Origin of the sequence: Nocardioides yefusunii (genome assembly GCF_004014875.1) — a bacterium.
GTDB classification, from domain to species: domain Bacteria; phylum Actinomycetota; class Actinomycetes; order Propionibacteriales; family Nocardioidaceae; genus Nocardioides; species Nocardioides yefusunii.
Map to the genome: position 1 here is coordinate 533,716 of NZ_CP034929.1, position 15,212 is coordinate 548,927.

Genomic DNA, 15,212 nt, shown 5'->3' on the forward strand with positions numbered 1-15,212 from the left:
CGACGTGTGACCACGACGCCAGCTCCGGAACACCGAGTCGGCCGCGTGCATGTGGCGCACACCACCTATGCTGTGCAACGCGTGATCCCCCTGGCCGTCTTGGCCGGGTGCACCTGTCCCGGACTTGGGGCGGTGAGGATCGGCCGCAGCGAATCGCTGCGGCGGCCTTGCCCTGCCCCCACACGTCCCGGAGGACACCTCTCGTGAAGACCCGCTTCCTGCTTCCGCTCGCCGCTCTCGCGCTCGCTCTCACCGCCTGCGCCACCGACGCGGAAGCCCCCGTCGAGGACGACGACGTCCGCACGCTCAGCAACTGCGGCGTCCGCGTCGAGGTCGACCCCTCCCGCGCACCCGAGCGGATCGTGACGATCAAGTCCAGCTCCACCGAGCTCGCCCTGGCCCTCGGACTGGGCGACCGGATCGTCGGGCAGGCCTTCTCCGACGGCCCCGTCCCGGAGCAGTGGGCCGCCGAGGCCGCGAAGCTCCCCGTCCTCGCCGAGAAGGCACCGAACCAGGAGACCGTCCTCGAGGTGGAGCCCGACCTCGTCTTCGCCGGCTGGGAGTCCAACCTCGCCGCCGACACCGCCGGTGAGCGCGACGTGCTGGCCAAGCTCGGCGTCGCCACCTACGTCGCTCCGTCGGCCTGTCAGAGCACCGGGGCCCCGGAGAAGATGACCTTCGACCTCCTCTTCAGCCAGCTCCGCGAAGCAGGTGAGGTGCTCGGTGCCCCCGCCGCCGCGAAGCAGCTCGTCGCCGAACAGCGCGACCAGCTCGAGACCCTCGGCACCGTGACCGAGGGAACCACCGCCCTGTGGTGGTCCTCCGGCGTCGACACCCCGTTCGTCGGCGGCGGTACCGGAGCCCCGCAGATGGTGATGGACGCGATCGGCCTGACCAACGTCGCCGGCGGCGTCGACGACACCTGGACCTCGCTCGGTTGGGAGGCCGTCGTCGAGTCCGACCCCGACGTCCTGGTCCTTGTCGACGCCGAGTGGAACAAGGCCGAGACCAAGATCGAGTTCCTCGAGTCCAACCCCGCCACCGCTGCGATGACCGCGGTGAAGGAGAAGCGCTACCTCGTCATTCCGTTCCCGTCCGGTGAGGCCGGCGTCCGTTCCGTCGACGCCGCCGCGAGCCTGCTGGAGCAGGCCACCGAGCTCGGGTTCGCCGCCGAGGGCGGCGCCGAGGACGGTGCCGAGGACGGTGCGAAGGACGGCCAGCAGTGACGCTGGCCCCCGAGGCGCCGGTACGACGTCCTCGGCCGGGAGCTTCCCGCGCACCTGAGACCGGTCCCGCGCCTGGGCCCGCTCCCGCGTCGGAGTCCGTGGCCACGCCGCGGTCGGAACGTCGACGCGACCTCTGGTGGCTCTGGATCCCGGCTCTCGTCGTCGTCCTGCTGGGCTCGATGGCAGCAGCCGTCGCAACCGGACCGGCCGACATCGCGGTACGTGACGTGGCCAGCGTCGTCGGGGCCAAACTGGGTCTCGTCGACTCCGACGTGTCGCTGCTGCGCACCGGCATCGTCTGGGAACTGCGCCTGCCACGAGTCCTGACCGCTGCGGCCGTGGGTGCCGGGCTCGCGCTCAGCGGCGCCGTCATGCAGGCGTTGACCCGCAACCCGCTCGCCGACCCCTACCTGCTCGGACTCTCCTCGGGCGCCTCCACCGGAGCCGTGCTGGTGCTGCTGGTCGGGCTCTCCGTCGCGCTGCCGGTGGCGGCGTTCCTCGGAGCCACGGCTGCCCTGGTCGCGACGTTGGTCCTGGCCCGCAGCCTGGGTGAGATCACCCCGACCCGCGTCGTCCTGGCCGGTCTCGCGGTCTCGTCGTTCGCGGGGGCGCTGACGTCGTTGTTGGTCTTCTGGAACGAGAAGGGCGACTCCTTCCGACAGGTCCTCAACTGGATCCTCGGCTCGTTGGCAGGAGCCGACTGGTCCTCCGCGGCACTGGCCTGGGGTGCGGTCGTGCTCGTCGGTCTGCCGCTCGCGCTGCGTGGACGGGTGTTGGACGCCTTCGCGTTCGGCGACACCGCTGCCGCGGCCCTCGGCGTCGACGTCAATCGGACCCGCTGGCTGCTGCTGCTCGCCACCGCCGTCCTGACCGGCGTGATGGTCTCGGTCTCCGGCGCGATCGGTTTCGTCGGTCTGGTGCTGCCCAACGCGGTCCGGCTGATGGTCGGGTTCTCGCACCGCCGGATGCTGCCGCTGTGCATCCTGCTCGGCGCCGTCTTCATGGTGTGGGTCGACACCGCGGCCCGCACCCTCTTCGACCCCCGCGAGATCCCGGTCGGGATCATCACCGTCCTGGTCGGTGCACCCGTCTTCGTGGCGGTGCTGATCAAGAACCGGGGACGGGCATGAGCACCCGCGAGCACGTCCCGACGCTCAAGGCCTCGGGCCTGGGACGTCAGGTGGGGGGACGCAACGCGCGTCGGGACGTCCTGTGCGACGCCGGTTTCAGCGTCCCGGTCGGCAGCGTCACCGCTCTGGTGGGGCCCAACGGTGCCGGGAAGTCGTCGCTGATGCGAGTGCTCGCCGGCACCGTCGACTCCTCGCACCAGGCCCACGTCGAGCTCGACGGCATCGACCTGCTGGGGTTGAAGCGTCGTGACCGTGCCCGTCGGGTCGCGTTGGTGGAGCAGGAGCTGCGTGCCGAGTTCTCGCTGACGGTGCGGCAGGTCGTCGAGATGGGGCGGATCCCGCACGAGTCGCCGTGGGCGGTCGCTGCCCCGGAAGTCGGGATCGTCGAGGAGGCGATGGCCACCGCTGGTGTCACGGCCTTCGCCGATCGTCTCCTGGGAAGCCTGTCGGGTGGCGAGCAGCAGCGCGTGCAGATGGCGCGTGCGCTCGCCCAGGAACCCGATCTTCTGCTCTTGGACGAACCCACCAACCACCTCGACGTGAAGGCCCAGCAGGACGCCCTCGGGCTGCTGCGGCAGGTCGCTGCGCAGGGCACGACGGTGGTGGCGGCGCTGCACGACCTCAATCTCGCGGCTGGGTACTGCGACCACGTCGTCGTCCTGGCTGACGGTCGGGTCCGTGCGGTCGGTCCGGTGGCGGAGGTGCTGACCGCCGAGCTGGTGCGGGAGACCTACGGCGTCGCCGCCGACGTGATCGCGCACCCGCGCACCGGCCGCCCGCTCGTCATCTTCTGACCCACCCTCCACTCCCTGCCCCTGCCGTCGGGACGTCATAAGAATCGAGGGCTGGGACCCGGGATCCTTATGACATCCGGCAGGGGGTGAGCCAGGACGTCATGAGAATCGAGGGCTGGGACCCCGGATTCCTATGACGTCCGGCGGGGCGGTGGGGGAGCGCGCATCTAGACTCCGGCGCAGACGTCGTACGACGTGAACCAACGCGCGAGGAGACACATGGGCGAGCAGGGACGTGTCGGGTACGTCGTGCCGGTCGACGCCGTCACCCCGCGCGAGGCCGTCGACCTCGCCCGTCTGGCCGAGCAGGCCGGGTTCACCGGGACAATGGCCGTCGACACCTTCCAGCCGTGGCTGCCGTCGCTGGGTCAGGCCCCCAACGTCTGGCCGCTCCTGGGCGCGATGGCCGAGCACACCGTCAGCGACTTCGGGGTCGGGATGGCCGCCGCGGGCACCCGCATGCACCCCGCCGCGATCGCCCAGGCCGCTGCCACCCTCGGCGCCCTGCACCCGGGCCGGCACTGGGTCTCGCTGGGCGGCGGTGAGGCGATCCACGAACACGTCACCGGTGGCTACTGGCCCGAGGCCCCCGAACGGATCAGCCGCCTCTTCGAGTCCGTCGACATCGTCAAGCGCCTCTTCTCCTCCGCGATCACCGAACGCGACGTCCGCTACGAGGGGCAGCGGTTCCGTCTGGAGTCCTCACGACTGTGGACGATGCCGACCCCCGCACCGCAGGTCCTGGTCGCCACCTCCGGCCCGGTCACGGCACGTCGGGCCGGGCGTCAGGCCGACGGTCTGCTCGCCGTCGCCGTGCAGCCGCAGCAGGCTGCGCAGGTGCTGGAACGGTTCCGTGAAGGCGCCCGCGAGGTCGGCAAGGACCCCGCGACGATGCCGGCCTGGCTGCACCTCAACGTGTCTTGGGCGGCCAGCGACACCGAGGCGGAACGCAACGTCGTCGAGCGTTATCCGATGGCTGCGATGCGGTTCGCCCGCGGCGACCTGCGATCGCCGCAGGTGGTGGAGCAGATCGCGAAGCTGGTGCGTCCCGAGGACTTCGCCGGACGCCTGCCCGTCAGCGCCGACCCGGCGGTGCACCTGGCGGAGATCCGCGCCTACCTCGACCTCGGCTACGACCGCGTCTTCGTCCACAACGTCGGCGCCAACCAGGTCGCGTTCCTGGAGGCGTTCTCCCGCGACGTCCTGCCGCACCTCTCCTGACGTGTCACACCCCACCGTTCTGGGTCGTGATCGCGAGCGATCGACGACCCGAATCGGTGGGGTGCGAGAGGGGGGAAGGGGGGTCAGTGCGTGTGCGCGATGAAGACGTCGCAGGGGGCGTTCTTCGCGACGTCGGACGCGATCGAGCCGAGCATCCGGACGAGGCCCTGGACGCGCTTGTTGCCGACGACGACGACCGTCGCGTCGATCTCCTCCGCGACCCGGACGAGGGCCTCGGCGGGCTTGCCGTCGGCCGCCGAGACATGGAGGGTCAGGTCGGGGAAGTCGACACGCACGATGTTCGCCACGCGCTCGGCGCTGGCGACGGCGTCGTCGTGGTTGGAGACGAGGTACTCGTCGCCTCCGACGTTGTAGCGCTCCGCCTCGAACTTGCCGAAGGCGGACACGACGTGGAGTTCGGCCTGCAGCGCCTGGGCAAGGCCAGCGGCGGTGAGGGCAGCGGAACGGGCGGTCTCGGAGTCATCGACTCCCACGAGGATCGAGGTGGCCATGGGCCATTTCACCACTGCCCCCGAACGGGTGGAAGGTGCGGGCTCGGTTGAGGGGTGTTTCGCCGTCGGGCGGCAGCAGCGCCCGGACGAAATGACCGCGAGTCCCTGTCCGGAGGGAGGGAGGGGGACAGGGACTCGCGGCGGTGGACGTCAGGCCGGTGCGGCGACCTGACGTCGGATGGTGGCCAGCGTCGTCGTCCCGCGGCGGGCGGTGGCCCACACGCTCACGACGACGGCGGCCAGGGACCAGAGGAGCAGCCCGGCGACCGAGGCGCCCGACCCGGCACCGGTGACGGTCCACGCCACCGCGTCGGTGGCCAGCGGAACCGGCAGCAGGCCGTTGAGGGACTGCAGCCAGCCCGGGGCGGCGTCGAGCGGCAGGAAGCCGGGCAGGGTCAGGGCCTGGACGACGGTGAGGGCGACCACGAGCACTCCGCCGAGACGTTCGCCGCACAGCGCGACCACGGCCTGGGTGACGGTGAGGGCGGCCAGTGCCGCCGCGGGGGCGGCGACGAGGGCGAGCAGCCAGGGGCGTGCCAGGTCGAGGTCGAGCAGGTGGACGGCACCCAGCACGAGCGCCACCTGCGCGACCCCGAGCGCGAGGGCCGGAGCCAGTGCGCGGGCGACGGTGCGACGGGCGGTCGTGGCCCGGGACAGGCGACGCACCTGGACGGCGGGAACGGTCAGGAAGATGCCGAGAGCACCGAGCCAGAGAGCGGTCGCGACGACGGACGGAGCCGCCTGCGCGCGTCCGCCGGAGGGCGCGTCGTCGACGGCGCGAGCCACGACCGGCTGGGCGACGGTCTCGGCCTTGGTGCGGATGGTGACCTCGTCGGTGACGGGCACCTGGTCGGCACCGTCACGCAGGCCGGTGGCGAGCTCACCGGCTCCGGAAGCGAGCTTCGTGGAGCCGGCGTCTGCGCTCTTCGCGCCGTCTGCGAGACGGGTGCTGCCGCTGACGAGGTCGCCGGTGCCCGAGGTGAGTTCCTTGCTGCCGGCCGCGAGACGCGAGGTCCCTGCAGCGAGCGAGGAGGCGCCGGTGGAGAGTTCGCCTGCGCCGGAGGCGAGCTGGGCCGCGGCCGCGTCGGCATCCTTCGCGCCGGAGGCCAGGGTGGCCGCGCCGGACGCGAGGTCGTCGGCTCCGCTGCTCAGTTCACCGGTCCCGGCGGCGAGCGCGTCGGCACCGTCGTGGGCCGCGGTGATGCCGGAGCGGATCTGGGGCGCGGAGTCGGCGAGGGTGCGGGTGCCGGTGGCGAGCTGGGCTGCTCCGTCGACGAGGGCAGTGGCGTTGGCTCCGTCCGCACCGAGCGCGGCGGAGGTTGCGGCGCAGAGTTCGGGGACGGATCCCGACAGGAGCGGGTTGGCGCAGGCCTGCCCCCATCCTTGGAGGACCTTCGCGTACCCGGCGACGCCGTCGGAGACCTGGGCGGCGCCGTCGGCCAGGGCCGTGGACTGTTTCTCCAGACCGACGGTGGCCGCATCCAGCTGGCCGAGTCCGTCGGCCAGACGGGTGGCGCCGTCGTCGACGCTGCGGGCGCCGTCGGCGAGGGCGCTGCTGCCGTCGCGGAGTCGGGTGGCTCCGGTGGAGAGGTCAGAGATCCCGGAGCTGAGCTGGTTTGCGCCGTCGGCGAGCTGGGTGCTGCCGGAGTCGAGTCGGGTGGCGCCCGTGGCGGCGTCCCGGGTGCCCTTCGAGAGCGTCCCGGCGCCGGAGTCGAGCTTCTTGGCGCCGTCGGCCAGGGACGCCGAGCCGGTGCGCAACGTCCCGAGGCCGTCGCTCAGTTTCCCGGCGCCGTCGGTGAGTTCGGCGGCACCGTCGGCGGCGTCGGAGAGCTTGCCGCCGAGCGTGTTGGTGCCCTCGAAGAGCTGGTTCAGGTACGAGGTGGTGACGGTGCGGCCCAGACTGTCGGCCGCGACCTGGGAGACGTCGGTGGTGATCGTCCCGACGACGGTCGCGTCGGCGCCGTCGGTGCGGACCTCGACCCCGGCCTGCTGGGGCGCGTCGGTGGAGATCTTCGCGATCGTGGCAGAGAAGTCGGCCGGGACCGTGACGACGGCGTGGAAGGTACCGTCGGCGAGGCCGTCAGCGGCGCTGTCGGGGTCGGCGAGCACCCAGTCCATGCCGGGGTCCGGGTCGCCCTCGGCCGGGCGGGTCAGTCCGGCCGCGAGCAGGCGTCCGGCAGCGACCGTTCCGGACTCCTTGCTGGTGACGGGTTCGTCGAGGTTCACGACGGCGGCCCGCAGCTCACGGGCCGCATCGGCGCGGTCACCGAGGCTGACCACCGCGGTGGCCGTCACCAGGGTGGGCAGGGCTACGGCGGCGACCAGCGCGACCACTGCGGGCCGGCTCTGGGCGCCGTTCTTCAGGCGGGAGATCAGGGTGCTCATGCGAGTGCCTCCTGGTGGGCGCCGGGGAGGGCACCGGTGCGATCGGCGGCTGGTTCGAGTGAGGTGTGCGGGAGGTGGAGGGGCGCGCGCTCGGCGCCGGCGACGACGGTGACGCCGCGCTCGGCGAGGCCTGCGAGTGCGTCCCAGCGACGTGCGGCCTCGTCGTCGGTGACACCGCGGTCGATGCCGTCGACGACGACGAGCCGGGTGCGACGTCCCAGCGAGGCGAGGGCGTCGGCGTCGGGCCAGTGCGCGAAGTGGGCGCTGGCCGCACGGACCGCGCTGCCCTCCTCCGGCATCAGCCGGTCGAGGACGACGAGGGTGCCCGACGTGTGGGGGAGACGTCCCGCGACTCCGGCCAGCACTGCGGCACGCAGCACCGCGTCGGATCCGGAGACGACGTGGAGCTCACCGGGACGGACCACCAGGTCGAACGGCGCACCCAGCGGGGCGTGCTGCTCGTCGGTGAACTCGATGCCGGTGGCACGGACCGTCGCCGGGCCGTGGGTCTCGACCCACGCAGCGTGCTCGACGTGGTGGGCCAGCCCCTCACCCTCGACGTCGAGGTGCGGCAGCGAGCGCTCCAGCGAGGCCGGCAGCCACCAGGCCTTGCGACCGAGCAGCGCCATCACGGCCGGGACCAACGTCATCCGGACCAGGAAGGCGTCGACGAAGACACCGACCGCGAGCCCGAACGCCATCGGCTTGGTGGTGGAGTCGCCGTGCGGGATGAACCCGGCGAAGACGGCGATCATGATGATCGCAGCGGCGGTGACGACGCGGGCGGACTCGGTGAAGCCGACCTGGATCGCGCGGTCCGCGTCGCCGGTGTGCACGTACTCCTCACGCATCCGGGAGACCAGGAAGACCTCGTAGTCCATCGCGAGTCCGAAGAGGACGCCCATGAGGATGATCGGCAGGAACGAGATCACCGGGCCGACCTTGGCGACGTTGAAGAGCTCGGCGCCCCAGCCGTACTCGAAGACCATCGCGACCGCACCGAAGGATGCGAGCACCGACAGCAGGTAGCCGGCGGTCGCCTTGAGCGGCACCGCGATCGAGCGGAAGACGATGGTCAGCAGCACCAACGACAGGCCCACGACGACGAGGCCGAACGGCAGCAACGCGCCGGAGAGACGGTCGGAGATGTCGATGCTGACGGCCGTCTGACCGGTGACGGTGAAGTCGCTGACGCCGTAGGTCTTCTCGAACCCGGGGCCGGCCTCGCGCAGGGCGCGGACGAGATCTGCCGTGGCGGGGTCGGTCTGGCCGTGCTCGGGGATGATCTGGAAGACGCCGAGGTCGCCCTTGGGGTTGGGGGTGGCCATCGCGACCCGCTCGACGCCGTCGATCTTCGCCAGATCGGCGGCGATCTCCTCCACCAGTTCGACCGGTTCGAGGCTGGTGATGATGTCGGTGGTGACCAGCAGGGGCGAGTTCATGCCGGCGCCGAACGCGTCGGTGACGAGGTCGTAGGTGACGCGCGGGCTGGTGCCGGGGTCCTTGGTGCCGCCGTCGGGCAGGCCGAGGGCGAGGTCCTTGGCGGGCAGTGCCATCGCGAGCAGCACGAGGACGGAGACCACGACGGTGAGCGCGGGGACCTTGGTGGTGATCGCGACCCAGCGGGACCCGAGCGTGCGTCGTCCGTCGCCGGTGGCACGCAGCGCGGCCTTCGAGCCGTCCCGGGGACGCAGGCGCTCGCCGCACATCGCGAGCAGTGCGGGGACCAGCGTGATCGCGACCGCCACGGCGACGGCGACGCCGGCAGCGGCGGCCAGACCCATGACGGTGAGGAACGGGATGCCGGCGACCGAGAGGCCGCACAGGGCGATGACGACGGTGACGCCGGCGAAGATCACGGCGCTGCCGGACGTCGCGACGGCGCGGGCCACGGACTCCTCGACGCCCATCTTCTGGGCCAGCTGGGTGCGGTGGCGGTAGACGATGAAGAGCGCGTAGTCGATGCCGACCGCGAGCCCGATCATCAACGCGAGCGTGGGGGTGGTGGAGGTGATCGTGGTGAACTTCGCGACCGCGAAGAGGCCAGCCATCGTGGCACCGACGCCGACCAGCGCAGTGACGATCGGCAGCCCGGCAGCGAGCATCGACCCGAACGTGATCGCCAGGACGACGAGCGCGACGAGGACGCCGATGCCCTCGGTGGCACTGATCTCGACGCTGGTGGTGGTGAAGACCGAACCGCCGAGGTTGACCTCGAGGTCGCCGCCTTCGAGTGAGGTGGCCTCCTCGAGCGCAGGCACGGTGGCGTCGTCGAGATCGTCGAGCTTGACGTCGAGGATCACCTGGGCGAGCGCCTCGCCGCCGTCGGGGCTCACGTTCGGGCCGGGGGCTCCGTCGATCAGCGCGAGCGGGTCGGTGACGGTGGCGACCTGGTCGACCTTCTCCACCGCGGCGAGCACCTTCTCGACCTCGTCGGAGTGGTCGGCGACGGTCTCGCCCTCGGGCGCGACGAAGAGGACCTGTCCGGTGGCGCCGGCCAGCAGTGGGAACCGCTGGTCGAGGGTGTCGAGACCGCGCTGGCCCTCGGTGCCGGGAATGGAGAGGTCCTGCTGGAGCTGGCCGCCCAGGGCGACGGCTCCGGCTCCGAGGCCGATCAGGGCCACGATCCAGGCGACGAGGACGAGGCGTGCGTGACGGGCTGCTGCGCGCCCGAGGCGGTACAGGTACGAACTCACAGTTCAATACATTAGCGTATTGAATACGAAAGTGTATTGACGCATCGTGTGAGAATGGTCGCCGTGAGCCCAGCAGTGACGCCCGTGAGCACTCCTTCGACGTCTGATCGGAGTCGCGCTCGGCGCCGCGAGAACACCCGCGAGCGTCTCCTCGAGGCCGCCGTCGAGGTCTTCGTGACCAAGGGGCTCAAGCGCGTCACCGTCGACGACCTCACCAAGGCCGCCGGGTTCACCCGCGGCGCCTTCTACTCCAACTTCGAGAGCGTCGACGAGGTCTTCTTCGAGGTCTTCCGGGCTCACTCCGAAGGACTGCTCACCCGTGCTCGGGCCAGCGTGGACGCGGCCGTCGAGGTCGACCTCGAGTTCGTCCTCGACCTCATGCAGGAGATGAGTGGCGACCGCACCTGGCTGGTCCTCCAGGCTGAGTTCACCCTCCTGGCCCTGCGTGACGAGGGAGCCCATGAGGTCCTCACTGCCTTCACCGAGGAGTTGCGCGCCGAGTTCGCCGAGATGATCGCGCTGGTCATGGAACGCCTCGGGCGACGTCCGGTGCGTCCGCTCGCCCAGCTCGCCCAGGTGGTAGTCGGCCTGCAGAACCAGCTCGCCTCGGCCACCGCCCTCGGCCACCTCGTCGCCGGGCCGGAAGGTGAGGCCACCAAGGACCTCGTGCGCGAGGTGCTGACCGTTCTGGTCACCCAGCTCAGTGAGCCGCTGGCTGGCTGAGGAGCCCGCCGTCCCGACCGCTTGCAGACGCCCTGCGGGTGTGACTCCGGATTCACTTGTCCGTGTTCACATCGCGGGACGGGGCTGGTCAGCGCTGCTGTGTCCGCCGCAGGATGACCAGCACGTCGCGCCCGCCCGGGACGACGCAACGGGGGTGGGGCATGACCGTCACGGTGGACGCGGGGACCGGCGCCGCAACGGAACTCGACCCGGAGGTCTTCGACGACGTCCTGGCGTCGGTGAGGGCGTTCGTCCGCGGCAAGGTGGTTCCGCTGGAGGAGGTCATCGACGCCGAGGACCGGATGCCCGAGGAGATCGTCGTCGCGGCACGGGAGATGGGCCTCTACGGCTTCACGATCCCGCAGCAGTACGGCGGTCTCGGCGTCTCGGTGAGTCAGGAGGTCCGTCTCGTCACCGAGCTCGGCTGGACCACCCCGGCGCTGCGTTCCCTCTTCGGCACCAACAACGGCATCGCCGGACAGGTGCTCATCAGGGCCGGCACCTCGGCCCAGCGCGCTGACTGGCTGCCGCGCCTCGCCTCGGGAGCCCTCGCTTCGTTCGCGCTCACCGAGGAAGGGGCGGGTTCGGACCCGTCCGGCATGACGACGCGTGCGGTCCGCACCGAGCAGGGGTGGCGGATCGACGGCGCCAAACGGTTCATCACCAATGCGCCGTCGGCCGACGTCTTCATGGTCTTCGCCCAGGTGGACGTCGACGGTACGGACAGGATCACCGTCTTCCTCGTCCCCGCAGACGTTCCTGGCATCACCGTCGGACCCCGCGACTCCAAGATGGGCCAGAAGGGGGCCGCCTCGGCCGAGGTGTTCCTCGACGGGGTGCTCGTGGGCCACGACGCCGTCGTCGGAGGGGAGGAGGCGCTGGGCAGCGGCTACCGCACGGCCCTGACGTCGCTCGCCCACGGCCGCATCCACATTGCTGCGCTCTGCGTCGGGATGATGGAACGCCTCCTTGTCGAGGCCGGCGACCAGGCCGCCCAGCGCGTGCAGGGCGGACGCCCGATCGGTGAGCACCAGCTGATCGCGGGGCTTCTGGCCGACATGCAGACCGACCTCGCGGCCGGACGCGCCCTCGTCGCCGAGGCCGCCCGGGCCTGGGACGCCGGGGAGGACCGCTCGATGCTGCCTTCGGCAGCGAAGTACTTCTGCTCGGAAGCGGTCGGACGGTGCGCCGACCGTGCGGTGCAGATCTTCGGCGGCTCGGGCTACATGCGCGGCGTCGCCGTCGAACGGATGTACCGCGACGCTCGCCTGTTCCGGATCTACGAGGGAACCTCCCAGATCCAGCAGGTCATCCTCGGACGCCACGTCGTCGCTGAAGCCCGCGAACGCCTGACGCGGGCCGGAGGCGCCCGATGAGCACGCCGCCCACCACGCCAGCGCGCGTGCCCGCCGGATCACTGCTGCTGGAGGGCCGCACCGCCGTCGTCACCGGGGCCGCCCAGGGTCTGGGTCTTGCCACCGCCCGCCGCTTCGCCGAGCACGGCGCCCACGTCCTGATCGCCGACGTCGACGCCGAGGCCGCCCACCTCGCGACCAAGGGTCTCGCCGACGCACGTCTCGGTCCCGGGCAGGTGCTCGCTGCCGGGTGCGACGTCACCGACGACGCCTCCGTCCGGGCCGCGCTCGACGCCGCGGTGGCCGCCACCGGTCGGCTCGACGTCGTCGTCAACAACGCCGGGATCACCCGCGACGCCTCGATGCGGCGGATGAGCGAGGAGATGTTCACCCAGGTGCTCGACGTGCACCTGCGCGGAACCTGGCTCGGCACCAAGCACGCCAGCGACGTCATGGCCGCGCTCGGCCACGGCGGCGCGATCGTCAACGTCTCCTCGATCTCGGGCAAGGTCGGCATGTTCGGCCAGACCAACTACTCCGCCGCCAAGGCCGGGATCATCGGGCTCAGCAAGGCCGCGGCCAAGGAGGTCGCCAAGCACAGGATCCGGGTCAACGTCGTCCAGCCTGGACTCGTCCGCACCCCCATGACCGAGGCGATGCCGCCGGCCGCGTGGGAACAGAAGATGGCCGAGATCCCTCTCGGCCGGGCCGGGGAACCCGATGAGGTCGCTGACGTCGTGCTCTTCCTGGCCTCGCCGATGTCGTCGTACCTGACCGGGAACGTGGTCGAGGTCGCTGGTGGGAGGTTCATGTGAACACGCTGCGTGAGGTCGTCATCTGCGAGCCGGTGCGGACGCCGGTCGGAGGGTTCGGGGGCGCGCTCGCCACGCTGAAGCCGGCCGATCTCGGTGCCGCTGCACTGCGCGGCCTGCTCGAACGCACCGGGCTCGACCCCGACCGGATCGAGGAGGTGGTCCTCGGCCACTGCTACCCCACCTCGGACGCACCCGCGATCGGACGCGTCGTCGCCCTCGACGCCGGCCTCGGCACCCACGTCACCGGCATGCAGGTGGACCGCCGCTGCGGCTCCGGGCTCCAGGCTGTCATCCAGGCCGTCTCCCAGGTCGCCGCCGGGATCAACGACATCGTCGTGGCCGGGGGAGTGGAGTCGATGAGCAACGTCGCCTTCTACTCCACCGACATGCGTCGCGGCGCCGGCGCTGCCGGTGTCCACCTGCACGACGGCCTCGCCCGCGGCCGCGAGACCGCCGGCGGACGCTTCCACCCCGTGCCCGGCGGGATGATCGAGACGGCCGAGAACCTGCGTCGCGAGTACGGCATCAGCCGCGAGGTCCAGGACCTGCTCGCGCTGGAGTCGCACCGTCGCGCGGTGGCCGCCCAGGAGTCCGGGCTGCTCGCCGAGGAGATCGTCCCCGTCACCGTCCCGGGTCGTAAGGGGGACGTCGTCGTCGACCGTGACGAGCATCCTCGCCCCGACGTCACCCTGGCGAAGCTGTCCGCGCTGCGCCCGATGCGCGCCAAGATCGATCCGGACGCCACCGTCACCCCCGGCAACGCCTCAGGGCAGAACGACGCCGCCGCGATGTGCCTCGTGGTCGAGGCGACGCTGGCCGAACGCCTCGGACTCACGCCGCTGGTGCGCCTGGTCTCCTGGGGCGTCGCCGGCGTCGAACCGTCCCGGATGGGGATCGGACCGGTGCCCGCCACCGAACGCGCACTCAAGACCGCAGGCCTGACGATCGACGACATGGACGTCGTCGAACTCAACGAAGCCTTCGCCGCCCAGGCCCTCGCCTGCCTCGCCGAGTGGGGCCTCTACCGCGGCGACGGGACCCTCGACGGCCTCGAGCACGTCAACCCGCACGGGTCCGGCATCTCCCTGGGACACCCCGTCGGTGCCACCGGCGTACGGATGCTCGGGTCACTGGCCCGCGAACTGCACCGTCGCGAGGGCCGGTACGGACTGGAGACGATGTGCATCGGTGGCGGCCAGGGACTCGCCGCGGTCTTCGAACGGATCGGCTGATGGGAGGCGGCCCCGTCGTCCTGGCCTCGGTCGCCGACGTCGAGGCAGTCGTCGGACGCGAGCTCGGGCCGGGGGAGTGGACCGAGATCACCCAGCAGCGCATCGACACCTTCGCCGACGCCACCGACGACCACCAGTGGATCCACGTCGACCCTGTCCGGGCCGCCGTCGGCCCCTACGGCACGACGATCGCCCACGGCCACCTGACGTCGTCGTTGCTGCCGTCCCTGCTGCGCACCGTCTACCGGTTCGAGGGGTACCGGATGAGCGTCAACTACGGATCCGACACGATCCGGTTCCCGGCACCGGTCCCGGTCGGGGCGCGGATCCGCGCCCGTGCCGTGGTTGCCGCGGTCGAGACCGGACCGAAGGGCACCCAGGTGCTGGTGCGCAGCACCGTCGAGGTCGAGGGGAGCGAACGTCCGGCGCTGGTCGCGACGACCCGTTCGCTCGTGGTCTTCTGAGCAGGTCTCGACGGCTTCTTGCTCAGGGGTGGGCCACGTACAGTCGAGTGATGGAGATTGACCTCGCGACCCCCTCGGCCCGGGCGAACGTCATGGTCCACCACCTGCTCAACGCCTTGGTGGTGCCCCGACCGATCGCATGGGTCTCGACGATCGACGCCCGCGGCGTCGCCAACCTCGCCCCCCACTCGTACTACACGGTGATCTCGACCGAGCCGCCGATGATCGGCTTCGTCTCGACCGGGCGCAAGGACACCGTCGCCAACGTCGAGGCCGTGGGGGAGTTCGTGGTCAACGTCGTCGACCGCGAGCGTCTCGCTGCGATGAACGAGACCGCCGCGCCGCTGCCGTCAGGGGAGGACGAGTTCCTGCGTGGCGGCGTCACCAAGGTGACCTCCATGGACGTCACCCCGCCCGGTGTGGCCGAGGCTCCGGCGCGGCTGGAGTGCCTGCTCGAGCAGGTGGTGTCGGTCGGCAACGGCCATCTCGTCGTCGGTCGGGTGCTGCGCATCCACGTCGACGACTCGCTCTGGCGTCGGGGACGCGTCGACGTCTGGGCCCTCGACCCGGTGGCCCGCCTGGCGGGCAACAACTACTCGTTCCTGGGGGACGACGTGAGGATCCCGCGCCCCACCGAGTGAGACGCGGGATCCCTCTGC

13 protein-coding genes are annotated in these 15,212 nt (G+C 71.4%); 10 read left to right on the plus strand and 3 right to left on the minus strand.

Going from position 1 to position 15,212, the window contains the following annotated elements; translation table 11 throughout:
• Nucleotides 1-203: 203 nt before the first annotated feature.
• The 4 genes from EOV43_RS02320 to EOV43_RS02335 all read left to right on the plus strand — a co-directional run bounded on the left by EOV43_RS02320 (nucleotide 204) and on the right by EOV43_RS02335 (nucleotide 4,371).
• Nucleotides 204-1,226, plus strand: a complete 1,023-nt coding sequence (locus EOV43_RS02320; RefSeq protein WP_206611375.1) for a putative F420-0 ABC transporter substrate-binding protein — start codon at nucleotides 204-206, stop codon at nucleotides 1,224-1,226.
• Between the two features lie 98 nt (nucleotides 1,227-1,324).
• On the plus strand, nucleotides 1,325-2,356 hold the full coding sequence (locus tag EOV43_RS02325) for a putative F420-0 ABC transporter permease subunit (RefSeq protein WP_239022186.1): 1,032 nt from the start codon (nucleotides 1,325-1,327) through the stop codon (nucleotides 2,354-2,356).
• Entirely contained in the window at nucleotides 2,353-3,150 is a 798-nt protein-coding gene (locus EOV43_RS02330; RefSeq protein WP_128219502.1) for an ABC transporter ATP-binding protein, read from the plus strand. Before EOV43_RS02325 ends, EOV43_RS02330 begins: the two co-directional genes overlap by 4 nt.
• 219 nt (nucleotides 3,151-3,369) lie before the next feature.
• Entirely contained in the window at nucleotides 3,370-4,371 is a 1,002-nt protein-coding gene (locus tag EOV43_RS02335) for a TIGR03557 family F420-dependent LLM class oxidoreductase (protein WP_128219503.1), read from the plus strand.
• Between the two features lie 83 nt (nucleotides 4,372-4,454).
• Here the strand turns inward: EOV43_RS02335 and EOV43_RS02340 are convergent, their stop codons facing one another.
• From EOV43_RS02340 to EOV43_RS02350, 3 genes are all read right to left on the minus strand, one after another.
• Nucleotides 4,455-4,883, minus strand: coding sequence for a universal stress protein (locus EOV43_RS02340; RefSeq protein WP_128219504.1), 429 nt, complete (start codon nucleotides 4,881-4,883; stop codon nucleotides 4,455-4,457).
• 150 nt (nucleotides 4,884-5,033) lie between these two features.
• A complete protein-coding gene (locus tag EOV43_RS02345; protein WP_128219505.1) occupies nucleotides 5,034-7,268 on the minus strand; it encodes a YhgE/Pip domain-containing protein in 2,235 nt (744 codons plus the stop codon).
• Entirely contained in the window at nucleotides 7,265-9,964 is a 2,700-nt protein-coding gene (locus tag EOV43_RS02350; RefSeq protein ID WP_128219506.1) for an MMPL family transporter, read from the minus strand. Before EOV43_RS02350 ends, EOV43_RS02345 begins: the two co-directional genes overlap by 4 nt.
• Before the next feature lie 84 nt (nucleotides 9,965-10,048).
• Between EOV43_RS02350 and EOV43_RS02355 the strand changes: the two genes are divergently transcribed.
• From EOV43_RS02355 to EOV43_RS02380, 6 genes are all read left to right on the plus strand, one after another.
• A complete protein-coding gene (locus EOV43_RS02355; RefSeq protein WP_164878631.1) occupies nucleotides 10,049-10,687 on the plus strand; it encodes a TetR/AcrR family transcriptional regulator in 639 nt (212 codons plus the stop codon).
• A 161-nt stretch (nucleotides 10,688-10,848) separates the two neighbouring features.
• Nucleotides 10,849-12,063, plus strand: coding sequence for an acyl-CoA dehydrogenase family protein (locus EOV43_RS02360; RefSeq protein WP_128219508.1), 1,215 nt, complete (start codon nucleotides 10,849-10,851; stop codon nucleotides 12,061-12,063).
• Nucleotides 12,060-12,857 carry a 3-oxoacyl-ACP reductase FabG gene (gene fabG, locus EOV43_RS02365; RefSeq protein ID WP_128219509.1) on the plus strand — a complete coding sequence of 266 codons (798 nt, stop codon included), beginning with the start codon at nucleotides 12,060-12,062 and terminating at the stop codon, nucleotides 12,855-12,857. The genes EOV43_RS02360 and fabG overlap by 4 nt, the downstream gene beginning before the upstream one ends.
• Nucleotides 12,854-14,089 carry an acetyl-CoA C-acetyltransferase gene (locus EOV43_RS02370; RefSeq protein WP_239022187.1) on the plus strand — a complete coding sequence of 412 codons (1,236 nt, stop codon included), beginning with the start codon at nucleotides 12,854-12,856 and terminating at the stop codon, nucleotides 14,087-14,089. The genes fabG and EOV43_RS02370 overlap by 4 nt, the downstream gene beginning before the upstream one ends.
• On the plus strand, nucleotides 14,089-14,553 hold the full coding sequence (locus EOV43_RS02375) for a MaoC family dehydratase (protein ID WP_128219510.1): 465 nt from the start codon (nucleotides 14,089-14,091) through the stop codon (nucleotides 14,551-14,553). The genes EOV43_RS02370 and EOV43_RS02375 overlap by 1 nt, the downstream gene beginning before the upstream one ends.
• A 50-nt stretch (nucleotides 14,554-14,603) precedes the next feature.
• Nucleotides 14,604-15,194: a flavin reductase family protein gene (locus EOV43_RS02380; RefSeq protein ID WP_206611376.1), complete on the plus strand. Its 591-nt coding sequence runs from the start codon at nucleotides 14,604-14,606 to the stop codon at nucleotides 15,192-15,194.
• Nucleotides 15,195-15,212 lie beyond the last annotated feature (18 nt).